Annotated in this window: 11 protein-coding genes and 1 riboswitch; of the genes, 6 read left to right on the forward strand and 5 right to left on the reverse strand. The window is 67.0% G+C overall.

The genetic code is table 11. The annotated features are described in order from the left end of the window. Positions 1–107 precede the first annotated feature (107 nt). From AC5P78_RS00355 to AC5P78_RS00365, 3 genes are all read left to right on the forward strand, one after another. Positions 108–830 (forward strand): helix-turn-helix transcriptional regulator, encoded by a 723-nt coding sequence (locus AC5P78_RS00355; RefSeq protein WP_005410629.1) that lies wholly within the window; start codon positions 108–110, stop codon positions 828–830. 82 nt (positions 831–912) lie between these two features. After that, positions 913–2,280, forward strand: a complete 1,368-nt coding sequence (locus AC5P78_RS00360) for an amino acid permease (protein ID WP_414498612.1) — start codon at positions 913–915, stop codon at positions 2,278–2,280. 103 nt (positions 2,281–2,383) lie between these two features. After that, positions 2,384–2,794 (forward strand): VOC family protein, encoded by a 411-nt coding sequence (locus AC5P78_RS00365; protein WP_005410627.1) that lies wholly within the window; start codon positions 2,384–2,386, stop codon positions 2,792–2,794. A gap of 93 nt (positions 2,795–2,887) precedes the next feature. On the opposite strand, the gene gcvP is transcribed toward AC5P78_RS00365, so the two are convergent. Continuing rightward, a complete protein-coding gene (gene gcvP, locus AC5P78_RS00370; RefSeq protein ID WP_414498611.1) occupies positions 2,888–5,755 on the reverse strand; it encodes an aminomethyl-transferring glycine dehydrogenase in 2,868 nt (955 codons plus the stop codon). Between the two features lie 62 nt (positions 5,756–5,817). After that, positions 5,818–5,920: riboswitch (glycine riboswitch) on the reverse strand. Positions 5,921–6,219: 299 nt separating this feature from the next. Between gcvP and AC5P78_RS00375 the strand changes: the two genes are divergently transcribed. The 3 genes from AC5P78_RS00375 (at position 6,220) to AC5P78_RS00385 (ending at position 8,944) form a co-directional block, all read left to right on the forward strand. Next, entirely contained in the window at positions 6,220–7,446 is a 1,227-nt protein-coding gene (locus AC5P78_RS00375; protein ID WP_032966071.1) for a multidrug effflux MFS transporter, read from the forward strand. 140 nt (positions 7,447–7,586) lie between these two features. After that, on the forward strand, positions 7,587–8,483 hold the full coding sequence (locus tag AC5P78_RS00380) for a siderophore-interacting protein (protein ID WP_138970189.1): 897 nt from the start codon (positions 7,587–7,589) through the stop codon (positions 8,481–8,483). A 68-nt stretch (positions 8,484–8,551) separates the two neighbouring features. Continuing rightward, the gene (locus AC5P78_RS00385; RefSeq protein ID WP_005410623.1) at positions 8,552–8,944 is read left to right on the forward strand and encodes a hypothetical protein; all 393 of its coding nucleotides are present in this window, start codon (positions 8,552–8,554) and stop codon (positions 8,942–8,944) included. 294 nt (positions 8,945–9,238) lie between these two features. On the opposite strand, the gene AC5P78_RS00390 is transcribed toward AC5P78_RS00385, so the two are convergent. The 4 genes from AC5P78_RS00390 to AC5P78_RS00405 all read right to left on the reverse strand — a co-directional run bounded on the left by AC5P78_RS00390 (position 9,239) and on the right by AC5P78_RS00405 (position 16,038). Then, entirely contained in the window at positions 9,239–11,203 is a 1,965-nt protein-coding gene (locus tag AC5P78_RS00390; RefSeq protein ID WP_049395147.1) for a M2 family metallopeptidase, read from the reverse strand. A gap of 621 nt (positions 11,204–11,824) precedes the next feature. Continuing rightward, a complete protein-coding gene (locus tag AC5P78_RS00395; RefSeq protein WP_049397846.1) occupies positions 11,825–13,474 on the reverse strand; it encodes a phosphoethanolamine transferase in 1,650 nt (549 codons plus the stop codon). Then, the gene (locus AC5P78_RS00400; protein ID WP_005410619.1) at positions 13,471–14,223 is read right to left on the reverse strand and encodes a phosphatase PAP2 family protein; all 753 of its coding nucleotides are present in this window, start codon (positions 14,221–14,223) and stop codon (positions 13,471–13,473) included. The genes AC5P78_RS00395 and AC5P78_RS00400 overlap by 4 nt, the downstream gene beginning before the upstream one ends. A gap of 111 nt (positions 14,224–14,334) precedes the next feature. Beyond that, on the reverse strand, positions 14,335–16,038 hold the full coding sequence (locus tag AC5P78_RS00405) for an ArnT family glycosyltransferase (protein WP_049397847.1): 1,704 nt from the start codon (positions 16,036–16,038) through the stop codon (positions 14,335–14,337). Positions 16,039–16,101: the final 63 nt, after the last annotated feature.

Consider the following 16,101-nt stretch of genomic DNA (forward strand, 5'->3'; position numbering starts at 1 on the left):
GGCTCCGGATGCTCAAAGAGAACCACGACACTGGAACCGGGCCCGTTAAACCGAGGTCCGGCAAAGGTGAACGTACAGGCAAAAGCAGGCTCGGGTATGCTTGTTCCATGCGAGTCGAGCCCGCCGACATCGAAGCCCTGTTCGACGCCATCCCGGATGTGCTGTTCTTCATCAAGGACCTTCAGGGGCGTTACACCCACGTCAACCAGACCATGCTGCGGCGGCTGGGCCTGCGCGCCCGCAAGGACGTGATCGGGCGTACCGCGGCGGAGATCTACCCGACCGGGCTGAGCGCCGACTACGTGGACCAGGACGCCCGCGTGCTGGCCGGTGAGGTGATCGAGAACCTGATGGAGCTGCACCTGTTCGCCAACCGCGAACCGGGCTGGTGCCTGACCTGCAAGCGTCCGCTGGTGGTCGATGGGGCCATCGAGGGCCTGATCGGCATTTCCCGCGACCTTGGCCAGAAGGACAGTCTGGGTACCCAGTACGAGCAGCTGCGGCTGGCGCTGGCCCACCTCAACGCGCACTACGCCGAGAACGTGCGCATGCAGACCCTGCTGGACATCACCGGCTTTTCGCTGTCCAAGCTGGAGCGCAGCTTCCGCAAGGTGTTCCAGATGACCCCGCAGCAGGTGCTGACCCGGCTGCGGATCCAGATGGCCATGCACCTGCTGCACGGTGACGAGAGCATCGCCAGCATCGGCCAGGCCTGCGGTTTCAGCGACCAGAGCGCCTTTACCCGCAAGTTCAAGGCTGAAACCGGTTTCTCGCCGCGTGCCTACCGCGCCCGTATTGGTGGCAGTGTCGGAGAGCCGGCACTGGCCTGAGCCGCCTGCTGCGCTGTGCCTATCCCCGCGGGCATGGGACAGGGTAAGGTGTCGCCCCTGTAGCCCGCCGCCAGCCCTGCCGATGCCCAACTCGATTCCGACCGCTTCGCCGTCCCGCCTCGGACATTCGCTCAAGCCCCGCCAGCTGATCATGATGGGCCTGGGCAGCGCCATCGGTGCCGGCCTGTTCCTCGGCTCGGGCGTGGGTGTGCAGGCGGCCGGTCCGGCGGTCCTGGTGTCGTATCTGGTCGCCGGCGCGCTGGTGATCATCGTGATGAACGCTCTGGGCGAAATGGCGGCGGCCAAACCGACCAGCGGCGCGTTCTCGGTCTATGCCGCCGATGCCATGGGCGCCACCGCCGGTTCCACCGTCGGCTGGTTGTGGTGGGTGCAGCTGGTGATCGTGATCGCCGCCGAGGCGGTGGGAGCGGCCGGGCTGCTGGCCACCGTCTGGCCAGCAGTACCTGTACCGATGGCGGCGCTGGCCTTCATGCTGTTCTTCACCGCGATCAACCTGCTCGGGGTGAAGAACTTCGGCGAGTTCGAATTCTGGTTCGCCATCCTCAAGGTGGCGGCGATCCTGGCCTTCATCGCCATCGGCGTGGCGCTGCTGATGGGCTGGCTGCCGCAGGTGACCTCGCCGGGCCTGAGCAACTTCACCGAGCATGGTGGCTTCGCACCGAAGGGCCTGGCCGGTATTGGCGCTGCACTGCTGGTTGTCGTTTTTGCCTTCGGTGGCACCGAGATCGTCGCCGTTGCGGCGGCGGAGACCGAAGATCCGGAGCGCAGCATCGCCCGTGCCATCCGCACCGTGGCGTGGCGCATCCTGGTGTTCTACATCGGCTCGCTGAGCGTGATCATCGCCGTCGTGCCGTGGACCAGCGAAGCGTTGAAGTCGCCGTTCGCCGCCGTGCTGGACATTGCCCGTATTCCGGGCGCCGGCACCGCCATCACCCTGATTGCGGTGATCGCGCTGCTGTCGGCACTCAATGCCAACCTCTACGGCGCCTCGCGCATGATGTATTCACTGGCGCAGCGCCGCGAAGCGCCGGCGGTGCTGGGCTGGACCGATCCGCGCCAGGTGCCGGTGATTGCCGTGCTGGCCAGCGTGCTGTTCGGTTTCGCCGCCACGGTGATGGAACTGCTGTTCCCGGACCGGGTGCTGCCGGTGCTGCTGAACATCGTCGGTTCCACCTGCCTGCTGGTGTGGACGCTGTCGCTGGTCTCGCAACTGGTGTTGCGCCGCCGCGCGGATCGCCTGGGTACCCGGCTGCCGTTCCGCATGGCGGGCTTCCCGTGGCTGACCTGCTGCGCGCTGGCGATCCTGGCGCTGATCTTCGGCCTGCTGCTGAGCGAGTCGCACACCCGCCTGCAGTTCCTGTCGATGGTGGCGCTGACCGCCACGATCGCCGCCGGCAGCGCCATCGCACGGCGCATGCGCGAGGCGTGACTGAAGCTGCCGGCCAGCGGCCGGCACTACCACGGGGGCTGCACATCTGCCGTGCCATCCTGATCGTGTGGGCCGTCATCGGCCCGTCGACCGGGAGTACCGCATGCTGCGCAGTCGCCCCTTCCTGATGTTTACCGGCCAGGCCGAGGCCGCCCTGGCCCTGTACGCCGAGGCCTTCGCCGATTTCCGCCTGCTGGCAATGCAGCGCCATCCGGACGGCGCCGGTGCCGGCGTGCCCGGGCAGGTCCGACAGGCCATCTTCCTGCTCGGTGGCACCCACTACCTGTGCTTTGACAGCCTGGACGTGCACGATTTCACCTTCAGCCCGTCGATCTCGCTGTTCGTCGAGTGCTCCGGCGCCGAGCAGTTCGAGCGCGCCGCGCGCGTGCTGGGCGAGGGCGGCCACTGGCTGATGCCGGTGGGCGACTATGACTTCAGCAACCGCTACGGCTGGGTGCAGGATCGCTTCGGCGTGTCGTGGCAGTTGAGCCTGGGGCAGATGCCGGACCCGTGATCGGGATTACCGTGGGTGTGGACCCTGGTCCACCCGCCCTCATGAAAACGGCCCGCTTGCGCGGGCCGTTCTCTTTACCGATGCCGCGAGGAATCAAGCCTCGACTTCATCATCCTTGTAGGCATCGACCGGGATGCAGGCGCACATCACGTTCTTGTCGCCGTACACGTTGTCGACGCGCGCCACCGGCGGCCAGTACTTGCTCTGCTTCAGGCTGGCCAGCGGGAAGGCAGCCAGTTCGCGCGGGTAGGCGTGGGTCCACTCGCTGGCGGTCACCGCGGTGGCGGTGTGCGGCGCGTTCTTCAGCGGGTTGTCCTCGCGGTCCAGGCGGCCGTCTTCGATCGCGGTGATCTCCTCGCGGATCTGGATCATCGCGTCGATGAAGCGGTCCAGCTCGTGCAGCGATTCGCTCTCGGTCGGTTCGACCATCAGCGTGCCGGCCACCGGGAAGCTCAGGGTCGGGGCGTGGAAGCCGAAGTCGATCAGGCGCTTGGCGACGTCCTCGGCGCCGATGCCGCTGGTCTTCTCCAGCGGGCGTACGTCGAGGATGCACTCGTGTGCTACCAGGCCGTTGCGGCCGGTGTACAGGGTCTTGAAGTGCGGGGCCAGGCGCTTGGCGATGTAGTTGGCGTTGAGCTGCGCGACCTGGGTGGCCTTGCGCAGGCCTTCGCGGCCCATCATCGCGATGTACATCCAGCTGATCGGCAGGATCGAGGCGCTGCCGAAGCTGGCGGCGCTGACCATGCCGACCGGGCCGTTGTCACCCAGCTTGCCCGGCAGGAACGGGGCCAGGTGTTCCTTGACCGCGCACGGGCCGACGCCCGGGCCGCCGCCGCCGTGCGGGATGCAGAAGGTCTTGTGCAGGTTCAGGTGCGAAACGTCCGAACCCCACTTGCCGGGCTTGGCCACGCCGACCAGGGCGTTCATGTTGGCGCCGTCGGTGTACACCTGGCCGCCGTGCTGGTGGATGATCTCGCAGATCTCGACCACCTCTTCCTCGAACACGCCGTGCGTGGACGGGTAGGTCATCATGATCGCGGCCAGGCGGTCGCTGTACTTCTCGGCGTTGAGGCGGATGTCTTCCACATCGACGTTGCCGTTGGCATCGGTCTTGGTGACCACCACCTTCATGCCGCACATCTGCGCCGAGGCCGGGTTGGTGCCGTGCGCCGAATCGGGGATCAGGCAGATGTCGCGGTGGCCTTCGCCGCGCGAGCGGTGGTAGGCGCGGATCGCCAGCAGGCCGGCGTACTCGCCCTGTGCGCCGGAGTTCGGCTGCAGGCTGACCGCGTCGTAGCCGGTGCATTCGACCAGCATCGCTTCCAGCGTGTCGATCAGTTCCTTGTAGCCCAGCGCCTGGTCGGCCGGCACCAGCGGGTGGATCTGCGAGAACTCCGGCCAGGTCACCGGGATCATCTCGGCGGTGGCGTTGAGCTTCATGGTGCACGAACCCAGCGGGATCATCGTGCGGTCCATCGCCAGGTCCTTGTCGGCCAGCGAACGCAGGTAGCGCAGCAGTTCGTGCTCGCTGTGGTGGGTGTTGAACACCGGGTGGGTCAGGAACGCGGACTGGCGCAGCAGGCCGGCCGGCAGCGCGTCGGCGGTGCTGGCATCCAGCGCGTCGACGTCCAGCGTGGCACCGAACACCGCAGCCACGGCGACGATGTCGGCGCGGGTGGTGGTCTCGTCCAGGCTGATGCCGACCGAGTCGCTGTCGATCGCGCGCAGGTTGTAACCGGCGGCGCGTGCTTTGGCATGGATTTCATCGGCATGCACGCCGGTGACGTGCAGGGTGTCGAAGAAGTCGCCACCGACCTGCACGCCGGCATTGCGCAGCGCTGCGGCCAGGATCGAGGCCAGTCGATGGGTGCGGCGGGCAATGCGGGTGAGGCCTTCCGGGCCGTGGTAAACGGCGTACATCGAGGCCATCACCGCCAGCAGCACCTGCGCGGTACAGATGTTGGAGGTGGCCTTCTCGCGGCGGATGTGCTGTTCGCGGGTCTGCAGGGTCAGGCGGTAGGCCGGGTTGCCCTGGGCATCGATCGAAACGCCGATCAGGCGGCCCGGCATCGAGCGCTTGTAGGCGTCACGGCAGGCCATGAAGGCGGCGTGCGGGCCACCGAAGCCGAACGGCACGCCGAAACGCTGGCTGTTGCCGACCACGATGTCCGCGCCCCATTCGCCCGGGGCGGCCAGCAGGGTCAGTGCCAACAGGTCGGTGGCCACGGCCACCAGGCCGCCACGTGCGTGCACAGCGTCGACCAGCGCCTTGTAGTCGCCGACCTGGCCGAAGGTATCCGGGTACTGCAGCAGCAGGCCGAAGGCTTCCGACTCCAGCGCTTCGGCCGGGGTGCCGACGCGCAGCACGATGCCCATCGGCTCGGCGCGCGTGCGCAGCAGTTCCAGGGTCTGCGGGTGCACGGCGTCGTGCACGAAGAAGGTGTCCGACTTCGACTTGGCCGAACGCTTGGCCAGGGTCATCGCTTCGGCGGCGGCGGTGGCTTCGTCCAGCAGCGAGGCGTTGGCGATTTCCATGCCGGTCAGGTCGGCGCACAGGGTCTGGAAGTTGATCAGCGCTTCCATGCGGCCCTGCGAGATTTCCGCCTGGTACGGGGTGTAGGCGGTGTACCACGCCGGGTTTTCCAGGATGTTGCGCAGGATCACGTTCGGCGTGTGGGTACCGTAGTAACCCTGGCCGATGAAGCTGCGCAGCACGGTGTTCTTGTCGGCGATCGCACGGATCTTCGCCAGTGCCTGCACTTCGGTCATCGACTCCGGCAGTGCCAGCGGTGCCGGCGACTTGATCTTGGCCGGCACGATGGCGTCGGTCATCGCATCCAGCGACGCGTGGCCGACGACGTCGAGCATCTGCGCGATCTCGGCGTCGTTGGGGCCGATGTGGCGCTCGACGAACGCGTTGTGGTGCTCGAGCTCACGCAGGGAAGGGGTGTTCTGGGACATGGCGAAGGATCCGTCAGGAAAGGGCACACGCACGGGCACAAGCCGCCGGTCGGCGGTCTGCGGGGCGCCCCTCTGTCCTTTTGCCTGAGAGTTTAAAAGCGCGGCGGACCGCAGCTTCGTGCCCCTTCGGCGCCGGATCGAACCGGTCTCTCCAGAGTTGTGTTACGGGTGGTATCGGGCCTGAGCGATTACGGGCGTTGCGCCTTCGGCAGCGGTGTTCCGCTTCTCCCACCGTGTTGCCCGCCGATTATAGCCCGTTGCGGGCGCGGCGGCCGCCTTCGGACCTGGCGGCCGCGCCTGAATGGCCGATGGCCCGTCCGTGCGTTTTGTGCACTGCTGCATGGCATCAGGCGCATTCCCCACCTATGATGGGCGGATACCCGAATTCATCTGGCGCCGTCCCTGCTGCAGGGGACCGGCGCCCGCCGTGCGTGCCGCGCATGGCCCTGCCGGACGCCTTTCCCATGACCGCCGCTGTTGCTCCCTCCACCCGCCGCATGGCCCTGCTGCTCGCCGGCCTGGCCATGTTCGGTCCGTTCTCGATCGACACCATCTTCCCCGCGTTCCCGCAGCTGGCCCAGCGCCTGGCGGTGGACGAAGTGGCGGTGCAGCAGACCATCAGCGTGTACCTGCTGTTCTACGGCCTGATGAGCCTGGCGCACGGTCCGCTGTCCGACGCCTGGGGCCGCAAGCGGGTGATCCTCGGTGGCCTGGTGGTGTTCGTCGGCGCTTCGGTCGGCTGCGCGCTGTCCACCGACCTGACCACGCTGCTGGCGTTCCGTGCGCTGCAGGGCCTGTCAGCAGGCGTCGGCATGATCGTCGGCCGCGCGGTGATCCGCGACCTGTACCACGGCCACGATGCGCAGCGCCTGATGAGCCAGGTATCGATGCTGTTCGGCATCGCTCCGGCCATCGCACCGATCATTGGCGGCTGGATCCTGCTCAGTGGCGCCGGCTGGCCACTGATTTTCTGGTTCCTGGTGGTGTTTGCGCTGCTCCTGCTGGCGGCCACCGCACGCTACCTGCCGGAAACCCATCCGGTGGAGGCACGGGTGCCGTTGTCGCCGCGCGTGCTGCTGCGTGATTACGTGCGCATCGGTTTCAACCCGCGGTTCCTGCGCCTGGCGCTGGCCGGCAGCATCGGTTTCGGCGGCATTTTCCTGTACATCTCCTCGGCGCCGGTGTTCGTGATGCAGCACCTGCATCTGGGCGAGGGTGGTTTTGCCTGGCTGTTCATCCCCACCATCGGCGGCATGACCACCGGCTCGTTCCTGTCCGGGCGCATGGCCGGGCACACCACGCCCACCCGCCAGGTGTCCATTGGTTTCGGCCTGTGTGCGCTGTCGGTGCTGCTGAATGTCGGCTACGTGGCGCTGTCGCCGCAGTTCGTGCTGCCGTGGGCGGTGCTGCCGATCTTCCTGGGTGGCATGGGCATGGCGCTGATCTTCCCGATCCTGGCGCTGGCGGTGCTGGACATGTACCCGCACCAGCGCGGCCTGGCCTCGTCGCTGCAGGCCTTCGTGCAGCTGATGATCAGCACGGTGGTGGCCGGCGTGGTGTCGCCGCTGCTCAGCGCCAGCCCGCTGCACCTGGCGCTGGGGCAGGCCGCGTTCTTCGCCGCCGGCTTCGTGTTCTGGTACTGGGAACACCAGCGTGAACGCGCGGCACAGGCGGCCTGCACGGGCCATTGAGCAGCGCGCAGGGGTAGGGCCGGCCGCTTTGCCCGCAACGCTTGCGAAGAGGAACGACCGGACTAGGCTGGGCACTCCAGCCAGCCGGTGCGTGGATGCACGACAGCCAGCCAATCCGATGTCGTTGCATGAGGTTCCCCATGGCTGCGCAGCAGACCTACCGCCTGTTCGAGGTGGCGCTGAAGGAGCGCCGCGTTCTTTCCCCTTCCCTGGACCGCATGGTGTTCACCGGTGCCGACGTGGCGCGGATGAAGACCGAAGGCCCTGACCAGCGCATCAAGGTGTTCTTCCCCTTGCCCGGCCAGGAGGTGCCGCAGGTCCCCAGCGGTGAAGACTGGTACCCACGCTACCGGGCCCTGCCGGACGACAAGCGCCCGCCGATGCGTACCTACACCATCCGCCAGTTGCGCGCCGAGCAGGGCGAGGTCGACGTCGATTTCGTCATCCATGGCGAAACCGGCCCCGCCTCGCGCTGGGCCATGCACGCCCGCCCAGGCGACCGCGTGGTGCTGCTGGCCCCGGACGCCGACTGTGCCGGGAGCAGCGAGGGCTGGGAGTGGAAGCCACCGGCCGGTGTCGGCCAGGTGCTGCTGGTGGCCGATGAAACCGCGTTGCCTGCGGTGGCCGGCATCCTCGAGGAACTGGCGGCCATGGTCGACCCACCGCGCACGCTGGCGCTGCTGGAGGTGGCGCAGGCCGGTGATGCGGTGCACCTGAAGGCGCCCTCCAGCGCCGAGCTGGTCTGGCTGCCGCGCTGGCAGGCCGCCTACGGACAGCGGTTGCTGCAGGCGGTCCAGGCGCGGTTGGCAGCGACCTCGGGCGTGACTGCCTGCGATGCGCTGGAGGAGATCGACGTCGATACGCAGATCCTCTGGGAGCAGGCCGATACCCGGGTGGCCGGGCCGCTGTACGCCTGGGTGGCGGGCGAGGCGGGGGCGGTGATGGCGATCCGTCGCCATCTGGTGCGCGACTGCGGGCTGGACCGCCGCGCGATCACCTTCATGGGCTACTGGCGGCACGGCAAAGTGCTGGACTGAGGGGTGTGAAGCGGTGCTGCGGGCGGGGTGCGCTATCCTTGCGCCCCCCTTCGCAGCGGTACCGCACCATGTCCACCAGCTCCAAGACCCGCCGCGACCAGCGCCGTCGCCAGGAAAAGCAGGCCGCCAACAAGGCCGCCGCGCAGGCCTCGCCGGTGGAGCCGCATGCGGAACTGCGCGATGCACAGCGCACCCTGCTGGCCGGTGTCGTGCGCCGCGACGGCGAATGGGTGCTGGGCATGGATGGCCGCATTGCCGGCCACAGCGAAAGCGCCGCACAGGTGCTGGCGCTGATCATGCAGGCCGGTGAGCTGCACGAACGCAATGGCACGCCGGTGCGCCTGATGTACTCCGACGCGCTGCGCGATGCCGCACAGGCCGAAGCCAGGGAGAAGGGCCAGACCTTCGAGGAATTCAAGGCCGAGCTGGCCGCAGCGATGGCCGCGAAGAAGAACAGCTGACCGCTGTTGCGGTAGAGCCGGCCGCTGGCTGGCTGCCAGCTGTTGGGTCTTCATCGCGTAGTTGCCGGCCAGCGGCCGGCACTACCGGAAAGGGGCGGATCCTTTCGGATCCGCCCCTTTTTTCATTTCGTCGCCGGGGCCGCGTTGGCCTGCCAGCCGCACATCTGGCCTTTGACTGCCGTTTCGGTAGAGCCGGCCGCTGGCCGGCTGCCCGTTGGGTCTTCATCGCGTAGTTGCCGGCCAGCGGCCGGCACTACCAGAAAGGGACGGATCCTCGCGGACCCGCCCCTTTTTTCATTTCGCCGCCGGGGCCGCGCTGGCCTGCCAGCCGCACATCTGGCCTTCGTTCTGCTGCTTCAGCCACTCGTTGACCGGGGTGAAGTACTCGATCATCGGGCCGGCATCGAGCTTGTCGGTACCGGTCAGCTCCTTCAGCGTGGCCTGCCACGGCTGGCTGGCACCCTTGCTCAGCATCGCCCAGTACTTCTGGCCGGCTTCCTTGTTGCCGTAGAAGGTGCACTCATGCAGCGGGCCCTTGTAGCCGGACGCGTCGCACAGGCCCTTGTAGAACTGGAACTGCAGGATGCGCGCCAGGAAGTAGCGGGTGTACGGAGTGTTGCCCGGCACGTGGTACTTCGCGCCCGGATCGAAGAACTCTTCGCCACGGGTGCTGGCCGGCGCCACGCCCTGGTACTTGGCCTTCAGGTCCCACCACGCCTTGTTGTAGTTGTCGGCAGTAATCGAGCCATCGAACACGCCCCAGCGCCAGCGGTCGATCATCAGCCCGAACGGCAGGAACGACACGCCTGACAGCGCCATGCGCATCTGGTTGTTGATGACCGCCTCGCGGCTTTCGGTCGGCGCATCGACCAGGCCGATCGAGCTGAGGTACTTGGGCGTCATCGCCAGCACGATGGTGTCGCCGATCGCTTCATGGAAGCCATCGTTGGCACCGCCCTGGAACAGCGGTGGCAGCGGGTTGTAGGCCAGGTCGTAATAGATGTGGCCCAGCTCGTGGTAGATGGTGGTGAAGTTCTCTTCGTTCGGCTTGATGCACATCTTGGTGCGCACGTCGCCTTCCATGTTCATGTCCCAGGCGCTGGCGTGGCAGACCACGTCGCGGTCGTCAGGCTTGATGAACTGGGTTTTTTCCCAGTAGGACTGCGGCAGCGACGGCATGCCCAGCGACACGTAGAAGTCCTGCGCGCGCTCGGTCATCTGCTTGGCGGTACGCAGTTCGGCCTCGCGCTGCGCCTTGTACTGCGCGGCCACGTTCGCATCCTTGCCGGCCTTGGCCAGCGCCGCGCTCAGGTTGGTCTGGTACTGCTTTTCCAGCGCCGCGGTGATGTCCAGGCTGCCGGCGCCCGGGTACGGTTCCAGCTGGTCCCACAGGTTCGACCAGTCCTGCTGCCACATGTTGCCCAGCAGGTGCGCGGCGATCAGGCCATTCCCCACTTCGGCCTTGTCCTTGCCATAGGTCTTGTCCAGCTTGCCGCGCGCGTAGCAGTGCAGCTGCTCGTACATCGGCTTGACCTGTTCCCACAGGCGGTCGGTTTCCGGGCCGATCTGCTCCGGCGGCATGTCGTAGCCGCTGCGCCACATCTGGCCGGCATCGGTGAAACCCATGCCCTTGGCGCCTTCGTTCACCAGGCCGACGAACTTCTGGTAGTCGCCGCGCATGCTCTTGGTGGTGCTGTGCCAGCCCTGCCAGGCGTCAAGCTGATTGTCGTAGTCGCGGCTGCGCGCCAGTACCTGTTCCAGCTCGCCCAGCTGGCGGCAGGAGTTCGGATCGTTGGCGTCGGTGCAGTACTTGCCGGCGCCGTAGCTGCCTTCCATGCGGGTGGCGATCTGGGTCAGCTCGGCCAGCTTGGCCGGATCGCGCGGCGCCGGCATCGAGGACATCAGTTTCAGCAGGTGGATCGCACGCTTGCTGTCCTCGCTCATCGGCTTGCCATCGAATTTGGCGGCCTGTTCGATCCAGCTGTTGAGCTGGGTCAGCGAGCGCTCGTTGGCCTTGGCCGCGATGCGTTCGGAATCACTGTTGATGTAGGTGGAAGACAGCCACTGCGCCGAGGTCATCTCCGGGTAGGCGGCCTTGAATTCGGCATTGATGCGGGCCACGAACTGGTCGGCGGTTTCGCCGGCCGGGGCGCTGCTGCTGGCGGTATCGGTGCCTGGGGCAGCTTCCTTCTTGCAGGCGGCCAGGGCCAGCGTGGCGGCGGCGATTGCCGAGGCCAGCAGGAGATGACGGTGTTTCACGGGCGGTCCTTGGGTGGTGAACGACGGCCGAAGGCTAGTGGGCAGTGGCTGCGACCGCAAGTGGCGGAAGTCGGCCGGGCGGCGCCCGGCACCCGCAGAGGCTTTCAAGCAACGGCGAAGGCCGAAGCAACAGCGGACTATCCGTGGTTTGGCGGGGCGGTGTCGGAGTGCGGGGACGCCGCAAGTACGTCCGTGTAGGCTTGGCAGCCGCATCCATGCGGCTGACACCCCGCACTCCGACACCGCCCCACCTCTGACAGATTCCATGTGCTGTCGGTAGGTGTCGACCTTGGTCGACACATCTGTCAGATATCGACAATCAAAATGGGGTCGGATCCGTTTTCCTACGGAAAACGGATCCGACCCCATCGGCATGTCCAACAGAGCGCGGAAAACTGTCGAAGGCGGGGTGGGTCCGGTGGCGGGGGCGTGAGCCGCATGGATGCGGCGACCGAGCTTACATGGACGTACTTGCAGCGTCCCCCGCCACCGGACCCACCCCGCCAATCCACGGAATGCCAGCATTTGCTGTTGCTGTTGCTGTTGCTGTTGCTGTCGAGGCTGCCGACCAGCGGCCGGCACTACCGCGGGTGCAGGGCTGAAAGCCCTGCCGAACAACCCTCAACCTTCGCAGTTGGCGAACAGGTCGCGATCGCGCTCGTACAGCGAGGTCTTGACCTGCATCAGGCCCAGCACCGACGGGAACAGGTTGTCGTGGTCGGTATACGCCGCCGAACGCTTGCGCACGCACTGCAGGTCCAACCCACGGCTGCTGGCGAAGCCCGGCGAGAACCACATCGTCATCGGTACGCGGGTCTGCTCGGCCGGAGCGATCGCATACGGCACGCCATGCAGGAACAGGCCCTTCTCGCCCAGCGATTCACCATGGTCGGACAGGTAGATCATCGCCGTGTCGTAATCCTGCATGCCCTGCAGGGTGCCGATGGTCTTGCTCAGGAAATGATCGGTGTACAACACCGCGTTGTCATAGCTGTTGGTGATCTCTTCGCGAGAGCAACGGCCGATGTCACGGGTGTCGCATGTTGGCTTGAAGCGCGCGAAGGCTGCCGGGTAACGCTCGAAGTAGGCCGGGCCGTGGTTGCCCAGCTGGTGCAGCACCACCACGCGGTCGCCTGGCTTGGCACGCACCTGGGTGGCCAGGTCCTGCAGCAGGATCTCGTCCATGCAGCGGCCATCGGCGCACAGCCCCGGGGTGGTCGCATCGGACAGCGACTGGAACTCCAGCCCTTCGCAGACGCCCTTGCAGCCGGACTGGTTGTCACGCCACAACGGTGCGATGCCGGCGCGGTTCAGTACGTGCAGCAGCGACTGGTGTGCACGGATCTTCTTTTCATCGTAGTCGTGGCGTCCCCACGGCGAGAACAGGCACGGCAGCGACACTTCGGTGCTGGTGCCGCAGGAGTGCATGTCGGGGAAGTTGATCACCGGTGCCTGGGCCAACTCCGGGGTGGTGTTGCGGCCGCCGTTGAGCCCCCAGTTCTGCGCGCGCACGGTCTCGCCCATGACGATCACCAGCAGGCGCGGCTTGCTGGCCAGGGCGCGTGGCGTGGCCTTGGCGTCGGTGCCGATCGGCAGCTTCGGCGCGCGCTGCACCGGATTGTCGCCACGCAGCGCGCGCGGCATACCGAGCAGCACGTTGGCCGGTGTGGCGAGATAGCGTACTTCGCGCTGGTTGCGCATCAGCGCCGAGACATCCTGGAACGAGATCAGCGCACCGCCAACTGCGGTCGCCGCCGCCACGACCAGGAAGCCGAGTCGCCACAGCAGGCTGCGGCCCCAACTGCGTCGGCGCAGCTGCACGCGCCACAGCACCACCATCGGCAGCACGGCCAGCAGCAGCAGCGGCCACAGCAGCGATACGGTCATCAGCTCGCGGCTCTCCTTCGGGTCGGTCGCCAGCACGTTGCGCAGCATGTCCGCATCCAGATAGATGTGGTAGCGGCTCATGTAGTGCGCAGCGAACGCCGTCACCAGCAGCAACAGGCTGATTGCCACTTTGGCATTCCAGCGCCAGACCAGGATGCCCAGCAGCACGCCGTGCGCGCCCAGCAGCAACAGCAGCAGCGAAAGCGCGTAACGCAGGCTGCCCGGATGGCTCGCCATCGCGCTGTGCCAGAACAGGCCGTTGCCGGCCACCGCGAAGAACAGGCTGGTCAGCGCGATCAGTGCTTCCGTGGAGAGCTGCGGCCGCCAGTTGCGAAGACCCGCAAGGGTGGGGAGGCGGGCGGAGCGTTGGACCGATGCACTCATGCGTTTGCCTCCTGGCGGTGGGGACGGTCCAGCTGACGGTGGATCAGAACATACAGGCCCAACGAAAGCAGCCAACATATCAACGCGGTGGCGATGTCATGCGAAAGGAAATGGGCGCCCCGCAACTGCTGGCTGATCCCGAACACCAGGCCGGTGCCGAGGCCGATCCAGAGCCCGGTCCAGCGCCAGGACGGCCGCCACAGCAACGCGAAGAAATACAGGCAGAGCCACGCATAGCCTGCGCTGGCGTGGCCTGCCGGGAAGCAGGCCTGTGCCGGCATGCCTTCCGGGCGCAGGGTGAACAGACCGATGAAAGGCTGGTGGCCACCGTAGCGCAGCAGGTCCCAGGGGCATTCCATCGGCACCAGCGACTTCAGCAGGGAGATCACGCCGGTGCCCAGTGCCATGGCAATCACGACATAAAGCAGCGCCCATTGCAGGGTGCGATCGCGACCCCTACGCCAGTGGTGGAAGCACAGCAGGGTCACGACCAGCGCTGCCGCCGTGCTCAACCATTTGCCGGCCTTGTGCACGACGCTGCGGGTGATCCAGGCGTCCTGCAGCGCCCAGTGGCTGCCTTCAAGACGGAACAGGTGATCGGCCACCCATTGATCACCGCCGAAGTCCATCAGCAGCGTAAACAATGGCAGGCCGATTGCGACAGGCAGCCAGAGGTGAGTTACCGCAAATCGAGACGCCAGTGGTGATGTCGCAAGCGGCGCTACCGAATCAAGGGGACGGACGGGCATGCTGGGAAGGGGCGGTTCGGGAATCCGCGCTCATGCTCGTCACCTTGATGTCGGAGAAGGGTCGGACGCCCGTTCGCGCCGGGTTAATGAGTCCCAGGCGCATGTCAACGTTCAGTCTTCTTCGGCAGTCGATCCTGTCCGCTCGGCGTGACACTCCGGGTTCCATGCGGTACCGGGAAGCAGTTGCCAACGATTCCTGTTGGCAACACCGATGTCGATCACTTTGGCCGGATCCACGCAGGGGCTCATCGCATCGTCCAGCACCAGCAGCCAGCGCTTGTCCGGCGCCTCAGCGAGCCAAGGGCCGGCGTCATGCCATTGCTCTGCCCAGGGCCGCTTGAAGCCGAATTCGCGTACCGGGCGGTCGGCCTGCAGCAGGTTCTGCTCGCGCCAGGCCACCAGCGCCAGTTCGGCATCCGGTCCGATCCGCGCGCCGACCCGGCGCATCAGCGCTGACGCCGATGCATAGGGATCCAGCGCCGGGATCAGTACCAGGCCGTAGAGCATCCACAGCATGCCGTGGGTCAGCAGCACCAGCGTCGCCGCGCGGCGCACCCGCAACCACACGATCAGCGTGGCCAGCGCGATGGCGAAGGTCAGCAGGCCATCGCCCAGCACCGGCAGCAGGGTATCGGGCATGGCGCGGCGTTCCAGCTGGGCCACCGCCCAAGCGTGTTCGGTCAGCAGCATCACGCCCAGCGTGCCAGTGGCCAGCATCAGCACCACGCTGTAGCCGAACAGGTAGCGGCGCACGCACAGGCGGCGCAGCAGGCCGGGCAGCAGCGGCGCCACCGCCAGTGCCATCGCCGGCAGCATCGGCAACAGATACACCTCGCGCTTGCCCGGGCTGGCGCTGAAGAACACCAGTACCAGCACGGCCCAGCCCAGCAGCAGCCACTGGCGGCGGTCGCCACGGCGGATACGGCGCCACCAGGGCTTGAACAGCATCGGCAGCAGCAGGCTGCCCGGCAGCCATAGGGTAAGGATCACCTGCAGGTAATACCAGGCGGGCTGCCGGTGGTGCCACGCATTGGCATAACGGGTGCCGGTCTGCTTGAACAGCAGCTCGTGCGCATAAGCCTGCAGTTCGGCACTGGGCGTGTGCAGCAGGGCCCAGCCCAGCGGCGCCAGCCACACCCCGACACCCAGCAGGAAGGCCGGGATCAGCCAGAGCAGGGTTGCCGGATGCGGACCTTCCACCGTGCGTCCGCGGCGGCGCTGGTACAGCCACCAGCCGAACCAGGGCAGCACCATCAGCAGCGGCAGGAACCCCACGCCCTTGGTCACCGTGCCGACGCCTGCGGCGAAGCCGGCCAGCCACAGGGCGGGCAGGTTGCGGCGTTCACACAGATGACGCATCAGGCCCCAGAGGGCCACGGTGGTCATGCCCACCAGCACCATGTCGATCTGCGCACGCTTGGCCATCAGCCCGAACTGCAGGGTGCAGAACAGCGCAGCGAGGGCGTAGATGGAATGTCGTGGCGACCACAGCCGCCGCGCCAGGTCCGACACCAGCCACAGGCTGAGCAGGGCGCCCAGCAACGACGGCAGCAGGAAGGACCACTGCCAGCTGCCGACGATCTCGTAGGCGGCGGCCTGCAGCCACATGAAGACGGGTGGCTTCTCCGCATACAGTTCCACGCCACGGTGCGGCAGCAGCCATTGCCCGCTCTCGACCATGGTCCGGGCCGCCAGCACGAAGCGCGGCTCGTCCGGCGGCTGCGGCTGCCGAAGGCCGATCCCCGCTGCCAGCGCAGCAATGATCAGCAGCCACAACGGGGGCAGGCGCCAACGGCGGGGCAGGGCTACGGGCACGGCAGGCTCCGGGAGCAAAACGGCCATTCTGAGGTGGCAGGGGTGGGAAAAGCGTCAGAGCGG

The organism is Stenotrophomonas sp. YJH_SMC_133 (assembly GCF_059370655.1).